The 18,330-nt window shown below is 65.0% G+C and carries 17 protein-coding genes; 4 read left to right on the plus strand and 13 right to left on the minus strand.

Going from position 1 to position 18,330, the window contains the following annotated elements:
- Positions 1-3 precede the first annotated feature (3 nt).
- From LV476_RS02205 to LV476_RS02215, 3 genes are read right to left on the minus strand one after another with little or no spacing between them, the layout of a single operon-like run.
- Positions 4-570, minus strand: coding sequence for a TRAP transporter small permease subunit (locus tag LV476_RS02205; RefSeq protein ID WP_250072839.1), 567 nt, complete (start codon positions 568-570; stop codon positions 4-6).
- Positions 567-1,544: a homoserine kinase gene (locus LV476_RS02210; RefSeq protein WP_250072845.1), complete on the minus strand. Its 978-nt coding sequence runs from the start codon at positions 1,542-1,544 to the stop codon at positions 567-569. Before LV476_RS02210 ends, LV476_RS02205 begins: the two co-directional genes overlap by 4 nt.
- 45 nt (positions 1,545-1,589) lie before the next feature.
- Positions 1,590-2,309 carry a TIGR00730 family Rossman fold protein gene (locus tag LV476_RS02215; protein WP_250072846.1) on the minus strand — a complete coding sequence of 240 codons (720 nt, stop codon included), beginning with the start codon at positions 2,307-2,309 and terminating at the stop codon, positions 1,590-1,592.
- Positions 2,310-2,492: 183 nt separating this feature from the next.
- On the opposite strand from LV476_RS02215, the gene polA reads away from it, so the two are divergent.
- Positions 2,493-5,207: a DNA polymerase I gene (gene polA, locus LV476_RS02220; protein ID WP_250072848.1), complete on the plus strand. Its 2,715-nt coding sequence runs from the start codon at positions 2,493-2,495 to the stop codon at positions 5,205-5,207.
- A 91-nt stretch (positions 5,208-5,298) separates the two neighbouring features.
- Here the strand turns inward: polA and LV476_RS02225 are convergent, their stop codons facing one another.
- From LV476_RS02225 to LV476_RS02240, 4 genes are all read right to left on the minus strand, one after another.
- The gene (locus LV476_RS02225) at positions 5,299-7,875 is read right to left on the minus strand and encodes an EAL domain-containing protein (RefSeq protein ID WP_250072850.1); all 2,577 of its coding nucleotides are present in this window, start codon (positions 7,873-7,875) and stop codon (positions 5,299-5,301) included.
- Positions 7,876-7,952: 77 nt separating this feature from the next.
- Positions 7,953-8,414 carry an HIT family protein gene (locus LV476_RS02230; protein ID WP_250072851.1) on the minus strand — a complete coding sequence of 154 codons (462 nt, stop codon included), beginning with the start codon at positions 8,412-8,414 and terminating at the stop codon, positions 7,953-7,955.
- Positions 8,415-8,426: 12 nt separating this feature from the next.
- Positions 8,427-9,341, minus strand: a complete 915-nt coding sequence (locus LV476_RS02235; protein ID WP_250072857.1) for an OmpA/MotB family protein — start codon at positions 9,339-9,341, stop codon at positions 8,427-8,429.
- Positions 9,338-10,177 carry a motility protein A gene (locus tag LV476_RS02240; RefSeq protein WP_250072858.1) on the minus strand — a complete coding sequence of 280 codons (840 nt, stop codon included), beginning with the start codon at positions 10,175-10,177 and terminating at the stop codon, positions 9,338-9,340. The genes LV476_RS02235 and LV476_RS02240 overlap by 4 nt, the downstream gene beginning before the upstream one ends.
- A gap of 148 nt (positions 10,178-10,325) precedes the next feature.
- Between LV476_RS02240 and LV476_RS02245 the strand changes: the two genes are divergently transcribed.
- Complete coding sequence (locus LV476_RS02245; RefSeq protein ID WP_250072860.1) at positions 10,326-11,129, plus strand: TatD family hydrolase; 804 nt, start codon at positions 10,326-10,328, stop codon at positions 11,127-11,129.
- Positions 11,130-11,156: 27 nt separating this feature from the next.
- Entirely contained in the window at positions 11,157-11,894 is a 738-nt protein-coding gene (locus LV476_RS02250) for a tRNA threonylcarbamoyladenosine dehydratase (RefSeq protein WP_250072869.1), read from the plus strand.
- Positions 11,895-11,906: 12 nt separating this feature from the next.
- On the opposite strand, the gene LV476_RS02255 is transcribed toward LV476_RS02250, so the two are convergent.
- From LV476_RS02255 to rluB, 6 genes are read right to left on the minus strand one after another with little or no spacing between them, the layout of a single operon-like run.
- Complete coding sequence (locus LV476_RS02255) at positions 11,907-13,277, minus strand: dihydroorotase (RefSeq protein WP_250072870.1); 1,371 nt, start codon at positions 13,275-13,277, stop codon at positions 11,907-11,909.
- Positions 13,274-14,287, minus strand: a complete 1,014-nt coding sequence (locus tag LV476_RS02260) for an aspartate carbamoyltransferase catalytic subunit (RefSeq protein WP_250072871.1) — start codon at positions 14,285-14,287, stop codon at positions 13,274-13,276. The genes LV476_RS02255 and LV476_RS02260 overlap by 4 nt, the downstream gene beginning before the upstream one ends.
- Positions 14,288-14,292: 5 nt before the next feature.
- Positions 14,293-14,814, minus strand: a complete 522-nt coding sequence (pyrR, locus tag LV476_RS02265) for a bifunctional pyr operon transcriptional regulator/uracil phosphoribosyltransferase PyrR (protein ID WP_250072872.1) — start codon at positions 14,812-14,814, stop codon at positions 14,293-14,295.
- 40 nt (positions 14,815-14,854) lie between these two features.
- The gene (gene ruvX / locus LV476_RS02270; RefSeq protein ID WP_250072873.1) at positions 14,855-15,358 is read right to left on the minus strand and encodes a Holliday junction resolvase RuvX; all 504 of its coding nucleotides are present in this window, start codon (positions 15,356-15,358) and stop codon (positions 14,855-14,857) included.
- A complete protein-coding gene (locus LV476_RS02275; protein WP_250072874.1) occupies positions 15,358-15,921 on the minus strand; it encodes a YqgE/AlgH family protein in 564 nt (187 codons plus the stop codon). The genes ruvX and LV476_RS02275 overlap by 1 nt, the downstream gene beginning before the upstream one ends.
- A 59-nt stretch (positions 15,922-15,980) precedes the next feature.
- Positions 15,981-16,940, minus strand: a complete 960-nt coding sequence (rluB, locus tag LV476_RS02280) for a 23S rRNA pseudouridine(2605) synthase RluB (protein ID WP_250072875.1) — start codon at positions 16,938-16,940, stop codon at positions 15,981-15,983.
- Positions 16,941-17,165: 225 nt separating this feature from the next.
- Between rluB and LV476_RS02285 the strand changes: the two genes are divergently transcribed.
- Complete coding sequence (locus LV476_RS02285; RefSeq protein ID WP_250072876.1) at positions 17,166-18,329, plus strand: MlaE family ABC transporter permease; 1,164 nt, start codon at positions 17,166-17,168, stop codon at positions 18,327-18,329.
- Position 18,330 lies beyond the last annotated feature (1 nt).

The raw sequence follows: 18,330 nt of genomic DNA on the forward strand, positions 1-18,330 counted from the left end.
GGCTTACATTCCCTCCTCGATCGAGCCGTGATCGGGTTCGGTCGGCGACTGGTGGCGCAGACGGGCGATCTGGCGAAGCAGTTCGACCAGGCCCTGCCAGAACAGCAGCGCCGGCATCACGATCAGCAGGCTTTTCAGCAGGTAGAGCAGCGGGATGCCGCCGGGCTCGGGCGAACCCTCGCGCATCGCCCAGCTGTTGCCGACGTACTCGAAGCTGCTGACGGCGATGAACAGGCAGACCGGCCAAAGCAGCAGCACGATGCCGACGATCTCGATCCATGCACGCCGCCGTGGCGAGGCGCCGCGCGAGAGCACGTCAACCCGTACGTGACCGTCGTGGCGGTAGGTGTAGCCCATGCCGAGCATGAACATCAGCGCGAACCAGTAGTAGATCGATTCGGACAGCCACTGGTTGCTGTCGGACAGCCCGTAACGCAGTGCGACCACGCCGAACACGGTCAGCGTGAGCAGCAGGCCAAGCCAGGCGGTGATACGCCCGATCCACTCGTTGACCCGGTCGAGACGGTCGACCAGCGTTGTCAGCCGGCTGGATGGTCGGGCGTCGCTCATGAGCTTGCCTCGTGCGGCAGATTCGACGTGATCCAGGCTGCCGTTCGTGCGCCCGCATCGCGGTGATGCTCAAGGATCCGCCGGAACGGGGTCGGATCCTTGATGTAAGTCATCTCGGCCGCCCGCGGGAAGTACTGGTCCTGCATGCGCGAGACCCAGAAGCGCATCGCCGCCGCGCGCAACAGACCCGGCCACGCCTTTTGCTCGGCCGTATTGAAGGGACGTTCGGCCAGATAGGCGGACAGCAACGCGTCGCGTTCCGCCGGACGTGACTGTCCCCCCTCGTCGACGCACCAGTCGTTGAGGGTCACCGCCAAGTCATAGGCGAACGCATCGGTGCAGGCGTAGTAGAGATCGATGATCCCGGTGAGTCGCCCGTCGTCGAACAGGGCGTTGTCACGGAACAGGTCGGCGTGGATCGCGCCTCGCGGCAGGCCGTCGCGGGATTCGCCACGCTGGAAGGCGAGTTCGTCGGCGAGCAGGGTCCGTTCTTCCTCGGTGGCTCGTTCGTCGAGCTGCTCGGCGACCTGTTCTGCCCAGGCGAGATCGCGGTCGGGGGCGCGGTATTCCGGGAAGTCCGCCGAGACCCGGTGGAAGCGGGCCAGAGTGTGACCGATCTCCGCGCAGGCCGCCGGGTTGGGGTGATCGAGCGAGCCACCGGTAAGGCGCTGAACCAGGGCGGCGGGGCGGTCGTTGAGTTCGGTCAGGTACTTGCCGTCACGCGTGGGCACCGGATGCGCGGTCGGCACGTCGTGCTCGGCGAGGTAGGCCATCAGGTCGAGGAAGAACGGCAGCTCGTCGGCACCGTGGTTCTCGAACAGCGTCAGGACATACCGTCCACCGGTTGTGGTGACGAAGTAGTTGGTGTTCTCGATGCCCGCGGCAATGCCCCGGTGCTCGATCAGCTCGCCGCAGTCGAACTGTTGAAGGAACCTCTCGAGCTGATCGGTATCGACCTTGGTAAAAACCGACATGACGGTCTCGTCTGTGTAGGAAGTGTGCCCTGGGGTGAGTCGGGATCAGAGGTCGAGCAGCTTCTGCTGTTCTTCCTCGGTCGCCGTAACACCGCGGTTGCGGTAGAAATCGAAGATGGCGTCCACCGCTTCGTCAGCCGTGTCGCAAAGGGTGAACAGGTCCATGTCCTCCTCGGCGATGGTCTTCTCGCCAAGCAGTTGGGCCCGGAACCAGTCGATCAGTCCCTGCCAGAAACTCGAGCCCACCAGGATGATCGGGATGCGCCGCGACTTGCCGGTCTGTACCAGCGTGAGGATCTCCGCCAGTTCGTCGAGCGTGCCAAAACCGCCCGGCATGACCACGTAGGCCGAGGCGTGCTTGACGAACATCACCTTGCGGGCAAAGAAGTGCTGGAAATGCAGGGAGATGTCCTGGTAGGCGTTATCCATTTGTTCGTGGGGCAGGGCAATATTCAAGCCCACGCTTGGGGCGCCGCCTGCCTGTGCGCCCTTGTTGGCCGCTTCCATGATGCCGGGGCCACCGCCGGAGATCACCGAGAAACCGGCGTTGGAGAGTTTCTCCGACACTTCGACGGTCAGGCCATACCAGGGGTTGTCGTCGTTGTAACGCGCCGAGCCGAAGATGCTGACCGCCGGCTCGATGCTCGCCAGCGTCTCGTAGCCGTGTACGAACTCGGCCATGATCTGGAAGACCTTCCATGACTCCTGTGAGAGCCGCTGCTGCTGGTCCAGACGGGTCGGGTGATTCGGTAGCTTTCTGCTCATTGGCGCTGGCTGTTCGCAAACGGGTTCGAACCGGGTCGGGGGCGGACGACGAGTTGGCGGCCTGTGGCATAGTATCGGCACCCAAGGACGTCGCCTGCGCGAGTCCCGTCGATGCGCCGAAAGCCGCGTCCGGACTCGCGCCCGGCCATCCCAACCCACGGTTTCAAAGGGGCAAATCCTACCATGTCCGACCGCAACGGACCCGTGATTCTCGTCGACGGCAGTTCCTTCCTGTTCCGCGCCTTCCACGCTCTGCCGCCGCTCAACGCGCCAGACGGCACGCCGACCGGGGCGATGCACGGCGTGATCAACATGCTGTTGAAGATGCGCCGCGAGGCCAACCCCAGCCACATGGCAGTGGTGTTCGACGCCCCGGGCAAGACCTTTCGCGACGACATCTACCCCGAGTACAAGGCCCACCGCCCGCCGTTGCCGGACGACCTGCGGGTGCAGATCGAGCCGGTCCACGCACTAGTGCGCGCGCTGGGTTTTCCGCTGCTGTGCGTTGAGGGGGTCGAGGCTGACGACGTGATCGGCACGCTCATGCACGAAGCGCGCGAGAAAGACGAGGAGGTGATCGTCGCCACCGCGGACAAGGATTTCGCCCAGCTGGTTGCCCCGAGCGTGACGCTGGTCAACACCATGAGCAACAAGACAACGGACGTTGAGGCCGTCGAGGAGAAGTACGGCATCAGCCCGGCGCAGTTCATCGACTTCCTCGCGCTGGTCGGCGACAAGGTGGACAACATCCCCGGCGTGCCCGGTTGCGGGCCGAAGACGGCTACCAAGTGGATCAGCCAGTACGGCTCGCTTGACGACATCATCGCGCATGCCGAGGAGATCAAGGGCAAGGTCGGCCAGGCGTTGCGTGACTCGCTCGAATTTCTGCCCATCAGCCGTGAACTGGTCACTATCCGCACGGACTGCGACCTGCCGGTGAAGCTCAACGATCTGGTGATCGAGGCGCCCGACGTGCAAACCGGGCTGGCAATGGCTGATCGCTACGGCCTGAACACCTTGCGCCGCTGGTTCGGCGAACAGGGACTGGCCGAGGGCGAATCGGCGGTCGAGGCGGCAGAGCGTCCCGAGGTGGACTACCGAACCGTTACCGACATGGCGGCGCTCGACGAGTGGATCGAGCGCATCGAGGTGGCCCCGCGCGTGGCCTTCGACACCGAGACCAACTCGCTGGAGCCGATGCAGATGGCGGTGGTTGGCCTGTCGTTTGCCGTCGAGCCACACGAGGCCATCTACGTGCCGCTGGCGCACGTCGATGCCCACGGCGAACGGATCGAGCCCCAGCTGGATCGCGAGGCGGTATTCGAACGGCTGAAATCGTGGCTGGAGGACGAGCGGCCCACCAAGATCCTGCAGAACGCGAAGTTCGACATGCATGCGCTGGCCAACCACGGCATCACGCTACGTGGCCTGGTCGACGACAGCATGCTCGAGTCCTACGTGCTCGACCCGACCGCCTCGCGTCACGACATGGACACGCTTGCCGCGCGCGAGTTGTCGCACCAGACCACGACCTTCGAGGAGATTGCCGGCAAGGGCGCCAAGCAGCTGACCTTCGACCAGATCGAGATTGATGTGGCCTCGCCTTATGCCGCCGAGGACGCGGACATCACCCTGCAGCTGGCCGACCGGTTGCGGGCGAAGCTCGCCCAGGAGTCGTCCCTGATGTCGGTCTACGAGGAAATCGAACGGCCGCTGGTGCCGGTGTTGTTCGCCATGGAGCGCGCCGGTGTCGCAGTCGATGGCGAGGAATTGGCGCGTCAGGGCGAGGCGATCGGAGAGCGGATCACGGCAATCGAGGCCGAGGCGCACGAGATCGTCGGCGAGGCGTTCAACCTCGGTTCGACCAAGCAGCTCAAGGCGATTCTGTTCGAGCGGATGGAGCTACCGGTCAAGGTCAAGACGCCCAAGGGGGAGCCTTCCACCAACGAGGAGGCCCTGTCGGCGCTGGTCGACGAGCATCCGCTAGCCCAACTGATTCTCGACTATCGCAGCCTGACCAAGCTCAAGAGCACCTACATCGACCGGCTGCCCGAGCGCATCGATCCGGATACCGGTCGGGTGCACAGCATGTTCCACCAGGCCGTGACCGCCACCGGTCGGCTGTCGTCGTCCAATCCCAATCTGCAGAACATTCCGATCCGCACCGAGGAAGGGCGGCGCATCCGCAAGGCGTTTGTCGCTACCCCGGGGCACAAGCTGATATCTGCGGACTATTCGCAGATCGAGTTGCGCATCATGGCGCACCTGTCCGGCGACGAGGGGCTGCTGACGGCCTTTGCCCACGGCGAGGACATCCACCGGGCGACCGCCCGCGAGGTGTTCGCTGGCGGTGGTGAGGTGAGCGACGAGCAGCGTCGCGCCGCCAAGGCGATCAACTTCGGGCTGATCTACGGCATGTCGGCGTATGGCCTGGCGCGTCAGATCGGCGTGGGCCGGATCGAGGCCCAGGACTACATCGACCGCTACTTTGCCCGTTATCCGGGGGTCGCGCGGTACATGGACGAGACCCGCAAGCGAGCTCACGAACGTGGCTACGTGGAGACCGTCTTCGGTCGGCGCCTGTACCTGCCCGAGCTCAAGAGCCGCAACGGCCAGCGTCGCCAGTACGCCGAGCGCACCGCGATCAACGCACCCATGCAGGGCACGGCCGCCGACATCATCAAGCGGGCGATGCTGGCGCTACAGGAGAGCGTGGTCGCGAAGGGACAGGCCCGCATGATCATCCAGGTGCACGACGAGTTGATCTTCGAGGCACCGGCCGATCAAGCCGAGGCGCTTGCAAAGGAAATCGAGCGCATCATGATCGCCGCGGCCGATCTACGAGTGGCGCTGGAAGTGGGTGTCGGCATCGGCGAGAGCTGGGACGAGGCTCATTGATCCCGGCCTAATCGAAGGCGAGCCTGCGAAAAGAAAGCCCGCCCGGGCGAGCAGCCGGGGCGGGCTTTTTCGTGGACATTGGCGCTCGCCGTTAGTCGGTTTGGCGCGGAGGCTGGATGTCCGGCACCGGATAGTTCGGCACCTTGCCGTGCATGAACTCACCATCCCAGTAGTCCTCATCGAACGGCCGGGAGAAGACGAAGCCCTGGATCTGCAGCCGGCTGCCGAACTTGCGCAGCTCGACCAGCTGTTGTGGCGTTTCCACCCCTTCGACTACGACCTCGAATTCGAGCTTCTCGGCCATGGCCAGAATCGATCCGAGCAGTTTGCGAGCGTCCTCGCTGTGGACGATTTCGTCGACAAACTGCTTGTCGATCTTGAGCTTCGTGATCGGCAGGTTGTTGAGGTACGCGAGCGAGGAGTGTCCCGTGCCGAAGTCGTCGATCGCAATGGCGAATCCCTGCATGGCGAGCTGGTGCAGCCGCTCGGCCAGCAGGGCCGGATCGGAGCCGAAATCGCTTTCGGTGATTTCGAGCACAATGGACGAGGTGGGCAGGTTCGCGGCACGAGCGATCTGAATCAGCCGTTCCCCGATCTTGTCGAGCAGCAGCAACTGCGGCGGCATGTTGATCGAAATGGTGAATTCCTGACCGGACTGGCGCTGCCAATCGGCGATCCGCCGGCAGGCGTGGGTCAACGCCCATTCGGTGAATTCACCGATCAGGTTGTGCTCTTCCGCCAGCGGAATGAATTCGGACGGCGATATCCAGTCACCACGGTAGCGCCAGCGCATCAGCGCCTCGAATCCCAGCAAGGCGCCGCTTGCGAGGGATACCTGCGGCTGGTAGTGCACGCGCATTTCGCGATTGCCGAGCGCCTTGCCCAGGGCCTGGGTGAGTTCGAAGCGTCGTTCAGCGGCCTGGGTATGCCCCTCGGCATGCCCGATGATCCGGTTGCCACCCTGGGACTTGGCCTCCGATAGGCCGTTGTCCGTGATCCGCAACAGTTCTTCCGAGGTCTTGCCCTCTGCCGGGTAGTGAGCGGAAGACACGCTGGCCCGGATATCCAGACGATAACCAGCCAGCTCAACGCGGCGTGTGGTGACACTGTGCGCTTCCCGCATTGCCGCCTCGACCGTTTCGTCGAGCGCTTCTTCCTCCTCGGCAAACACCAGGAAGGCGAATTCGTCACCATCGACACGCGCCAATTGCGCGCGTGGCGCAGTCATCTCGGCGAGCCGGTCACCGATGACGCGCAGGATGCGGTCGCCGAAGCGGCGGCCGAGCGCCTCATTGAAGGCGGTGAAGCCGTCGAGGCCGATGGCAACCAAGGCAAACGGCTGATCGGGATGGGTGCGGATCTGTGTGTCGACCTGCTGAACGAAATAGCCGCGATTGAGTCGATCCGTGACACGGTCGAGGCGGGCGAGGGCGAGGATTTCGCGCTCCCGCGACCGGATTTCGGTGTGGTCGTTGATGACGACGATCACATGGCCACGTCCCTCGCGCGGCTCGCCGACCAGCCGGATGGAAACCAGTGCAATCAGCGGCTTGTCGTCGTCAGGACGGGTGAATTCGATCTCGCTGCGCCACTCGCCTTCTTCCAGCACGTGTTTCCAGATCGGGGCGATGACGTGGCCGGGCTGATGCAGAAGGATTTCAAGCAGCGGTCGCTCGGAGAGCTGGACTGCGGTCAGACCGAGCAGTTTTTCCGCGGCGGGGTTGGAGCGGGTGACGTGGCCCTCGATGTCCGTGACCAGCACCGCCTCCTGGACTTCGTCGAATACCGAGGCGGTCAGGCGCAGCGAACCCTCGGCCCGGCGGCGGCTGAGCGACTCCTTGTCGTGCTTCTTGAGCATCGCCTGCAGTTGTTCCCGGGAATTCGACAGGCTGACCAGCGAACTGCGGAACTGCTGAACGCTCCGAGCAATACGGCCAAGCTGGTCGCGGCGCTTCTGTTGCGAGCCCGCGCTGGCCTGCCTGCCGGCGACGATCCGTTCGGTGATGTCGGCCAGCTGGCGGATCTGGCGATTGGTGAGCCAGAGCACCACCATCAGCAGGAGTGCCTGGAGGGCGACGAACGCGACCAGTACCAGCTGGTAGTTGCCGACGACCGCCGCGTTCGCGCCGCGGATGGCGCGCATGGTGGATTCGAGTTCGTCGTTGGCGGCCTCGATCAGCTCACCGAACCCGCTGCTCATAATGCGGGCTCGCTGGTCGGCAAGTTGGCCCTGGATGCGGCTGACTTCGGCACGGTCGGCCGAGGGGAGGTTCTGGCTTGCCTCGACCAGCGCGTTGGCCTGCGACTCGATGGCCGCGGCCAGATTGTTGACCGCGCCGGGGTGGTTGTCACGCAACGGGCCCAGGGTGACGCTGTTGCGGACCGTCGAGGCAATTTGCTTGAGCTCGCCTCGCAGCTCGGTCACGTCGTGACGACCGCCGGGGGTGAAGCTCGCCACTGTCCGTTCCACGTTCGCGGCAACCGACGCATAGTCGCTGCGGATCTGTTCGATTGATTTGTGCGTGTCGACGAAGCCGCTGCTCGCCTCGGCGAAGGTTTCGACGTTCGATTCGGCCAGGTTGCCGAGGTAGAACACCAATCCGGCACTTAGCGCCAGTTGCACGAGAATGAAGATCAGAAACTGTAGCGGCAGGGGGAGCAGTCGCATTCGGGTCGTCCTGGGTCCGTGTTCTATCGCATTCCATTGAACCGGCCCGAGGTGGGCCGGTAACACCATCGTTGTGGCTACGCGGTGCGCTCAGAGTTTCTCGCAAGGCGTCGACCGAGTCCAGCGGCGATTGGCTGGACGCGGGCCAGCAGCTCGATCGGCATGAGTGGTTCCCGGTCGCCTGCGCCCCAGACGACGCCTGGCCAGGCAGGGTCGTCGGGGAAGCGGGCCACGCAGTGTACGTGAAGCTGGGGTACGAGGTTGCCGATTGCGCCGACATTGATTCGTTCGGGGTGATGTAACGCATCCAGCGTCCGGCTGGCCGCGTCGAGTGCCGCCATTGTCTGCCTGTGCCAGTCGTCCGGCAGTCGATGCAGTTGCTCGGCATTCGTCAACATGGGTACGACCAGTAGCCAGACGAACCGGCGGTCGTTCATCAGGCGGAACTGCATGCCCTCGTGCGCAATGACCGGCACGGTATCGGCCATCAGTCGAGGATGCAGCTCCCAGTCAGGATCAGGCACGAGGGGCTCGGTCACGGGGCGTTCTCCTTAGCGGGCGGGCATTTCCAGAACCAGATCGACACGACGATTCTCGGCTCGCCCGACGGAATTGTCATTAGTTGCGATCGGCTGGGTGTCGGCCAACCCGACGGCGTGCAGGCGCTGAGGACGAATGCCGGCATCGATAAGCTGACGCACGACCGCGGCCGCACGGGCTGCCGAGAGCTCCCAGTTGGAAGGATACCGCCAGGTCTCGATCGGGCGGTTGTCGGTGTGGCCCTCCACGGTGATCCGGTAGTCGCTTCCGGTCAGGCGTGTCGCCAGTTGGCCCAGCAGGGAGGCGCCCGACGCGGACAGACTTGCTTCGCCGGTGGGGAACAGGATGTTGTCCTTGACGCGCAACTGGACGTGGTCGGCGATGGTGGAGACCTCGATGTTCTCGCCCATGCCGACGAACCGCTCGGCGAGGGCTCTGGCTTGCGCGTCGGCGCTTGATTCCTCGGCGGTCGACGCTGTGGGTTGGGCGTCCGCGTTGCGAGGTGGGTCCAGCACCAGATCGCTGCGCTCGCCGATCAGGGCGGTGCCACTGGCGGTCCGGGCATCCGGATACGGCTGATCACCGCCGGTGACGGCATCTGGTGGATCCATTTGGCCGGTTGAACCACTGGCGGCCGGGCGATCGGTATTGGCCGGCTGATCGACCTGTGCGCCGCTGCCGGGGGCGATCGGGTTCTCGGCCTTGTGTTGATAGGCATAGGCAGCCAGAAGGACGAACAGCGTCAACAGCAGGGTCATCAGGTCGACCATCGTCAGCAGCCAGTAGGACTGATCGTCCTCGACCTGACGGACATCCGGTTCCCAGCCCTCGCTCCAGGGGCGTCCCGAGTCGCGGGCCGCGGCGGCGACGCGGGCTTCCTGCAGCTCGATCTCCCGGTCACCGGGATCGGCGTTTACGACGTTCATTCGCTGGCCTGTCGGGGGCGACGGCGCGGGCTTGGGTGCCGTGCTCCGCGTTCGCCACGGCGGTCACCATCACGCAGTTCGTCCTCGCTCTGGGCGAGGAAGGAGCTCAACGTTTCGCGGATGAAGGCCGGCGATCGCTCCTCCTGCATTAGCAGCACACCCTCGACCATCATGTTCATCAGCATTACGCGCTGCTCGGTACGCCGCTCGAGCTTCAGCGCGATCGGTTTGAAAAACATGTTGGAGAGCAGGATGCCGTAGAGCGTCGTGATCAGCGCCAGTGCCATGTTGGTGCCGATGGCGCCGAACTGGTCGGCGTCCATGGCGCTGAGCATGTTGATCAGGCCGAGCAGCGTGCCCAGCATGCCGAAGGCCGGTGCGAACGTGGCCATGGTGCGGAAAATCTGTGCCTCCGCCCGTTCGCGGGCTCGCATGCGAGAGATGCGCCACTGCATCAGGGTGATCAGATCCTCGCTGGAAGCCCCGTCGAGCACCATCTGCATGCCCGAGCGCAGAAAGGGGTTCTTGATCCGGTTGAGCTTTTCGTCCGCGCGGCTGATCTGCCCCTGGAACTTGAGCTTGGCCACCTCGACCAGTTCGTTGATGTCGCGCTCGGCGTAGAGCCGCTCGTTCTTGAGGACGATGCCGAACACGCGGAAGACCCGCAGCAGCTCGTGCAGGGGGTAGCTCACCAGTGTCGCGGCCACCGTGCCGCCGACCACGAGCAGAAGGCCGGGAAGGTTCAGGAAGCTGGTGGGATCCTCGGTGGAGAGTCCGATCGCCGCGACGACGATGGCCAGGCCGGTGAACATGCCGAGTAGCGTGCTGGGATTCACGGATCGATGGTCCTCGGGGGCAAAAGGTGCACGATGAAAACGATAGCATTGGCCGCAGTCGTCGGAACGACCGTGCTTAGCCATTATGATCGGCCGGGAAGCGGCATTCTTGATAGCGAACTGACCGACTGAGGAGGCCGGCTACGCCATGGAATTGATCGACACCCATTGTCACCTGGACGCGGCCGCTTTTGCCGACGATCTGCCGGCCGTTATGCGGCACGCCGTCGAGCAGGGGGTCGCCGGTGTCGTGGCCGTGGGTGTCTCGCCAATGGACTTTTCAGCGCAGTGCCGCGCAATAACTCAGGCCAGGCGGGCTGGTTTGTCGGCCTGGGCGGCGTTCGGCACCCACCCCTGGTGGGCGAACCGCGTGGATCCGGCGGAGGCCGTGGACGGCCTCGAGGCGCAGTGGGCGGGAGCCGAGCGGCCGGTCGCGGTGGGTGAAGTCGGGCTGGACTTTGCCCGTGATGACATCGAAACCGAACAGCAGAACGCGCTGTTCACCGCCCAGCTCGACTGGGCGGCCGAGCGGGATCTGCCTGTGATTCTCCACGAACAAAAGTCCGCCGACCGACTGCTGTACTGGCTGCGGCGGCGCCGTCACGCCGGCGGCGTGGTGCATGGCTTCACCGGCTCTCAGCAGCAGGCCGAGCAGTTCATCGAGCAGGGCTTTTTCATCGGCGTTGGCGGGGCGATCACGCATCCCGGCGCTCACCGCATGCATCGGATGATGCGCGAGTTGCCGCTCGACTCGCTGGTGCTGGAGACCGATGCCCCCAACCAGCCTGGCCATGCCCACCGCGGCGAGCGCAACAGGCCCGGCTATCTGCCGGAGAACCTGACTGCCCTGGCGTCCCTGCGCGGCCTTGACGAGGGTCAGTTGCGCGAGGCAATTGCTCGCAACGTCGAGCGGTTGTTCAAGGGCCGTCTTCGCTACAATGCCGCCGGCTGACCATTCATCCAACAGGACCGATCCCTCGTGACTGCCATCAATCCCGTCGACGAACGCACCGAACTGCTCATCGGAGAAGAGGGCATCCAGCAGCTCAGACACGCCACGGTGCTGGTGGCCGGGCTGGGCGGGGTCGGCGGCGCGGCTGCCGAATCACTGGCGCGTGCCGGGGTAGGGCGACTGATCCTGCTTGATCACGACACGTTCGCCGCCTCGAACCTCAACCGCCAACTGCTGTCGACCGGCGACGTACTGGGGCGTGGCAAGGCGGAGGTGGCCGTCGAGCGGCTTGCCTCGATCCGTGACGACATCGAGCTGGTCGCCAGTCCCGAGTTTCTCGACGTCTCGGGGGTGGACGGGTTTCTGGAACGGCACCAGCCGGATTTCGTGGCCGACTGTATCGACTCGATTGCGGTCAAGGCTCGCCTGCTGGCGGTGGCCCGTGAACAGGGGCGTGGCACGTTCACCGCGCTTGGTGCCGGCAACCGTATCGACCCTCGCAAGATGCATGTCGGTCGGCTCGATCGTGTGCACGGCTGCGGTCTGGGTGCGGTGTTGCGTCGCAAGCTGAGGAAGGCGGGCGCGCCGGTTGATTTTCCGGTGGTCTACTCGAGCGAGCAGCCACGCAAGCCCGCGCCGCATCAGCCGACCGAGGACGGCAGCCAGCCACGCGCGATCAATGGCACCATCAGCTACCTGCCCAACCTGTTCGGCCACATGGTGGCCGGCGAAATCATTCGCCGAATCCTTCAGGGCACGCGCTGACGCCGCTGCGAATTATTCCTCGCGCAGGAACACCCGTCGGCCGTTGACCCAGGTTGCCTCGACCCGGTGGGCAAAATCCCAGCCAGCGAAGGGCGTGTTCGAACCCGCGCTGGCCATGCCGGTTGAGTCGAGGCTCCACATGGCGTCCGGATCGATCAGTGCCAGGTCGGCCCGTTGACCAACGGCGATCGAGCCGGCATCGCTCAGACCGAACAGTGATGCCGGACGCGTCGCCAGCGCATCGATCGCGCGGTCGAAAGTGATCACGTCTTCTTCGACAAGCTTCAATACCAGCGGTAGCAGCGTCTCGAGCCCCGATATGCCCGGTTCGGTTTCCGGGAAGGGGGCGAGCTTGGCGTCCGGCTCGTGCGGCTGGTGGTCCGAGACCACCGTGTCGATCAGCCCCTCGGCTAGCCCGCGGCGCAGCGCGTCGCGGTCACGCATGGTTCGCAATGGCGGGATCACGTGTGCGTTGGGGTCAAGCGCGTCCGTGTCCATCTCGGTCAGCCAGAGCTGATGTGCGGACACGCCGGCCGTGATCGGCAGCCCATCGGCCTTGGCCCGCTCGATCAGCTTGAGCGCAGCGGCCGAGGAAATCATGGGCACATGCACCCGCGCGCCGGTCTCGTTGATCATCGCGATCAGTTGCGCCAGCGGAGCGGTCTCTGCGGAAACCGGTAGGCCGGGCAGCCCGAGTCGTGTGGCGACTGCACCGTCGTGGGCGCAGCCACGGGCGGACAGTGACGGGTCGATCGGCTGGAGCAGCACCTGCAGGTTGAAGGTGGCAGCATATTCGAGTGCCCGGCGCATCAACCGCAGGTCATGGAACGGGTAGTGCGCGTTGGAGATCGCGACGCACCCGCCTTCGTCGAGGGCCGCCATCTCGGCCAACAGTTCGCCCTCGAGCTGCTGGGTCATCGCGCCGATGGCGACTACACGCGCTCGACCGGCCAGTTGCGCGCGCCGCTTGATGTAGCGCGCGACGGCGACGGTATCCAGAACCGGGGTAGTGTCCGGGGGCATCACCAGCGTCGAGATGCCGCCGGCGACAGCAGCTGCGCTCTCGGTGGCTATGGTGGCCTTGTGCTCCAGACCCGGCTCACGCAGTCGGGCCCAGCCGTCGATGATGCCGGGGATCAGCCAGTGGCCCTCGGCACAGAGGTGTTCGGCAGTGTCGCCCGGCCAGTCGCCCGGTGCTTCGCCGATAGCGATGATGCGCCCGTTGGACAGGTAGATGTCGTCGTTGCGGTCAAGTTCGCTGGACGGATCGCGCAGGCGCGCGCCGCGGATCACCCAGTGGTCGCAATCGATGCCGGGCCGGCAGCCTTCCGGGTGGCGGACCGGATCGTAGTCCAGACCGAGGTTTTCCGGTGCGTCCTTCATGCGTTCTCTCCCCGGTTGGCGCTCATGCACAGGCTCATCACCGCCATGCGCACACCAATGCCGTTGGATACCTGTTCGAGGATCACCGACTGCGGACCGTCGGCAACCGAGGATTCGATCTCCACGCCGCGGTTCGCCGGTCCCGGATGCATGACGATCGCGTCATCCTTGGCCCAGGCAAGCTTCTCCTCGGTCAGGCCGTAAAGGCGGTAGAACTCTTCTTCGCTGGGCAGCAGGCCCGATTCCATCCGTTCGCGCTGCAGGCGCAGCATGATGATCACATCGACGTCGCGCAGGCCCTCGCGCATGTCGTGGAAGACGCGCACGCCGAGTTTTTCGACATCGGTGGGTATCAGGGTGCGCGGCGCGATCACGCGCAGTTCGCCGACGTTGAGCGAGTTGAGCACATGCATCTGCGACCGGGCGACGCGCGAGTGCCGGATATCGCCGACGATCGCGACGCGCAGCGGGGTGAAGTCACCTTTGTGGCGACGGATCGTGAACGCATCCAGCAGCGCTTGGGTTGGGTGCGAATGCCAGCCGTCGCCGGCGTTGAGCACAGAGACGTGCGGAGCGACGTGGCGGGCGATGAAGTGTGCCGCACCGGACTGCTCGTGGCGGACGACGAACATGTCCGCCTGCATGGCCTCGATGTTGCGCAGTGTGTCGAGCAGGCTTTCGCCCTTCTTGGTGGCCGATGTGGCGAGATTGAGGTTGAGCACGTCGGCCGAGAGGCGCTTGGCGGCGAGTTCGAAGGTGGTGCGGGTCCGGGTCGAGGACTCGAAGAACAGGTTGACCACGGTGCGCCCGCGCAGCAACGGCACCTTCTTGATCTCGCGGTCGGTGACCGAGACGAAGCCCTCGGCCGTGTCGAGGATGCGCGTGATCCACTGGGGGCCGAGGCCCTCGATGGTAAGCAGGTGGCGCAGATGGCCTTGTTCGTCGAACTGGATCGCCCAGGGGTCGGGCGCAAATTTCGGGATCTTGGGGCGGACGAAGTTCACGGCCATGGCGCTCAGCTCTCCTTGCTAGAAACGAGGCGGGCGGTGATCGGCTCCGGCCCGTCGACGTGAATCTGTTCATCGGGGCCGAGCGCGACTTCCTGGCCGGCCCAGTCGGCGCATATCGGCAGTTCGCGACCGTCGCGCTGGTAGAGAACGGCCAGCGCGATACAGCGCGGCCGGCCGTAATCGAACAGCTCGTTCATCGCGGCGCGCACCGTGCGACCGGTGAACAGGACGTCGTCAACGAGAATGATATCGCGGCCGTCCACGTCCACCGACAGGTCCGACGGGCTGACCTGCGGATGCAGGCCGAGGGTATGAAAATCATCACGATAGAACGTGATGTTAAGGCGGCCTAGCGGTTCGGTGCAGCCGAGAGCCCGGTGCAGGGCGTCGGCGACCCAGACACCGCCGGTGTGGATGCCGACGATCAGCGGATCGGTGAATTCGCCACGTTGCCGTGACTCACGGATCTGAGCCTCGAGTCGGTCGATGGCCTCGTTCACCGGCAGCAGGCGATCGGTTGGTGTCATCGGTGCAGCATCCCGGTCAGGTGATTGGCGAGGGATTGTATCAATCTCGCGCGGCAGCGGGAGTGTCGACGAGGTTCTGGGTGACCTCGGCCTTGGAGACGTCCTCGATCGGGCGGGGGGCGGAGAGGGTGAAGAAGCCGTCGAGGATGATGGCGGCGGCCATCGCGTCAAGACGGCCCCGGTCTCGCTCGATTGCCCGTCGGCCGAGCCGTTCGGCTGCCTGCTCGGAGCTCAGCCGTTCGTCGACCACGTACACGGGTAGACCGCTGCGTACGCGCAGTCGATTGCCAAAGCGCCGGATCGCGGCGGCCTGCGGGTAGCAGCGCCCGGCATCATCGATCGGCCAGCCGATGACCAAAAGATCCGGCTGCCACTCCGCGATCAGCTCCTCGATCGCCTGCCAGTCGATCTGGTCGGCATTGCGATTGTGCAGCGTCGTCAGTGGGCGACCGTTGCCGATGCGCCGGTCGCCAACGGCGATGCCGATACGCCATTCGCCGTAATCGAAGCCCAGGGCCTGCGTTCCGGGCGTCGCCTCGGCCATCAGGCGTGCCCGGCCTCGCCGGAGAGCAGGTTGATGTCGATGCCGAGCTGTTCGGCGGCCGTGGTCCAGCGCTGGTCGACCGGCTGCTGGAACAGGATTTCCTCGGTTGCCTCGACGTTGAGCCAGCTGTTCTCGGCCATCTCCTGATCCATCTGCTCACGGCTCCAGCCGGAGTAGCCCAGCGCGACGATGACGTTTTGCGGGCCGGCGCCGTCGGCCAGGGCCTGGAGGATATCCTTCGAGGTCGTCAGACCAATGCGATCGGTGACTTCCAGCGTCGAGTCCCATCCGCCGTGCGGGGCGTGAAGTACGAAGCCACGCTCCAGGTCGATCGGTCCGCCCATGAAGACTGGCTGGGCGCGAACGTCCGAGTCGGTGCAGGTGATCTGCATGTGATCGAAGATGTCGCCCAGATCGAGTTCGAGCGGGCGGTTGATGGTGATGCCCATCACGCCGTCATCGTTGTCCTCGCAGATATAGGTCACGCTCCGGCTGAAGTTGGGATCCTCCAGGTTGGGCATGGCGATGAGGAGTTGGTTGGTGAGCGAGCTGTGTTCTTGCATGGTCTTCCCAGTATTGTTGGCGGGAGTCCGGCCTTCAACCGTTCCCGTCGCAATCGGTATCAGCCGCGAGGGCCGCGTCGCCGGTTGGGAGCCGCGCCGGCCTTGCGGCGCGAGCGGGCCGGCTTGACGGTGGTCTCGCGCTTGAGCGAGTGCCCCTTGGGCTCTTCGCGTTGGGTTCGGTTTCGCGCCGGTCGTTTCGCTTCGCGCACGGACTTCCCGGCCTTGAAGGGCTTGTGGGCGCGGCGCGCCGCGTGTCGGCCGAGCGTTTTGTGCCGGGTTTCGGCCTTGAGACCCACCAGTTCGGCCAGTGCGCCCTCGATTGCCGGCTCCACTTCCTGCACCTTGCCCGGACGCAGGCGAGGGGGCAGGTTCACTCCCGCGTAGCTGATCCGTATCAGTCGCGAGACTTGGCCGCCGACGGCCTCGATCATCCGGCGCACTTCCCGGTTACGCCCCTCGTGCAGAGTGACGTGGTACCAGTGGTTCGCGCCCTGGCCGCCAGCGTCATGGAGGCGGGTGAAGTGCGCGACCCCGTCTTCGAGTGTGACGCCCTCGACCAGCTGTTTCTGCTGTTCGTCGTCCAGGCCGCCAAGCACCCGGACGGCATAGGTGCGTTCGATGCCGTAGCTCGGATGCATCAGTCGGTTGGCGAGTTCACCGTCGTTGGTGACGAGCAGCAGGCCACTGGTGTTGAAGTCGAGTCGACCCACCGTGATCCAGCGTCCTTCACGGATCGGCGGGAGGTTTTCGGCGACGGTGGGGCGCCCCTCCGGGTCATGGTTGGCCGTGATCTGGCCTTCGGGCTTGTGATAGATCAGCACGCGGCGGACCGGACGCACGTCGGGGACCTGGACGCGCTTGTCTCCCAGCTCGATGGTGTCTCCCGGTCCGGCCTGGTCGCCGAGGGTGGCGAGAGTGCCGTTGACGCGGACTCGGCCTTCGGCGATCCAGTTCTCGATCTTGCGGCGCGAACCGAGTCCCATGGCCGCCAGAACTTTCTGCAAGCGTTGTTTTTCCATGGGGTCTCCTGCGCGATAGGCGCCGTCGGCCGGTTGTCCGGACGGCGTGTCGAAAATGGCCGTGCATTCTAACAGGCCGGGTGGCCGATGATCGGCTATTGCTCCACCAGTTGGCCTGCAGATTGGCAAGGGTGCCTGTGGACGCGCTCGCTTCATGATCCTACGCTTGGAGCAGTCTGCCCGGGGTGACGGTTGGGGCCGTGTGGCGACCCGGAACGAAATTGGATGTCGACTAGAGCAGCGAGGAACGAAACGATCGACGCATTCGACCAGCGAACTTCCCCGCCCTCCCTGCGGCTGGACGACTCCGCAGGGGAGGTGACCATGGTGCTGTCTGGCGCGTGGGTGCTCGCGCAACTCGCCGAGAAGGTGCCCCGCCCGCCGGACCCGGGGGCGGGGAGCGGCTCCTTGCGGCTCGACGGCGCCGCCGATGCGCTCGACAGTGCCGGTGCGCTGGCCATCGCCCGGTACATTTCCCGCTGGGAAGAAGATGGCTGGAGCGTCGACGTGGCAAGCCTGCCCGATTCCCAGCGCAGGTTGATCTCCCTGCTCAAATCCCGGCTCCCGGACATGCATCCGCCCGCCGCCTCGCGGGAAGGCCCGCTGGCCCGGCTGGGGCGCGCTACCGTCGGCAAGCTCATCGAGGCGAATGCGTTTCTCGCGTTCATCGGCGAACTGGTCAGTCGGGGCGGGCGATTGTTGCTTCTGCCGTGGCGCATTCGCTGGCGCCAAGTGATCGCCGAGATCGAGGCCGCCGGACTGCGTGCGCTGGGGATCGTCGGCCTGCTTTCCTTTCTGGTGGGCATGGTAATGGCCTACCAGGCGGGCGCGACGCTGCAGGATTACGGTGCCAACGTACTGATCGTGAACCTGGTCGGGATCATCACCCTGCGCGAGATGGGCCCGTTGCTGACCGCGATCATCGTGGCCGGGCGTACCGGCTCCTCGTACACCGCCCAGATTGGCACCATGCGGATCACCGAGGAGATTGACGCCCTGCGCGCAATCGGCATCCCGCCGTTCGACATGCTGATCCTGCCCAAGGTGATCGCGCTGATTCTGGTCATGCCGTTGCTCACCGTGTTCGCGAATCTGATGGGGTTGCTAGGTGGTGCCGTGGTCGCTGCATACCGCTTCGAGGTCAGCTTTGCCGTGTATTTCGATCGGTTGCCGGAAGTGGTGAATCTCACCACCCTAATGCTCGGCCTGGTCAAGATGCCGGTTTTCGCCGTCGTCATCGCCCTGATCGGCTGCATGCAGGGCATGCGGGTGGCTGGCAGCGCCCTGGCCGTTGGCCGCGCCACCACGGTCAGCGTCGTACAGGCGACCTTCCTGGTGATCGTGATCGACGCCGTGTTCTCAGTCCTGTTCAACTTGCTGGGGTATTGAG

Origin of the sequence: Guyparkeria hydrothermalis (assembly GCF_023555385.1) — a bacterium.
Classification (GTDB): Bacteria; Pseudomonadota; Gammaproteobacteria; order Halothiobacillales; family Halothiobacillaceae; genus Guyparkeria; species Guyparkeria hydrothermalis_A.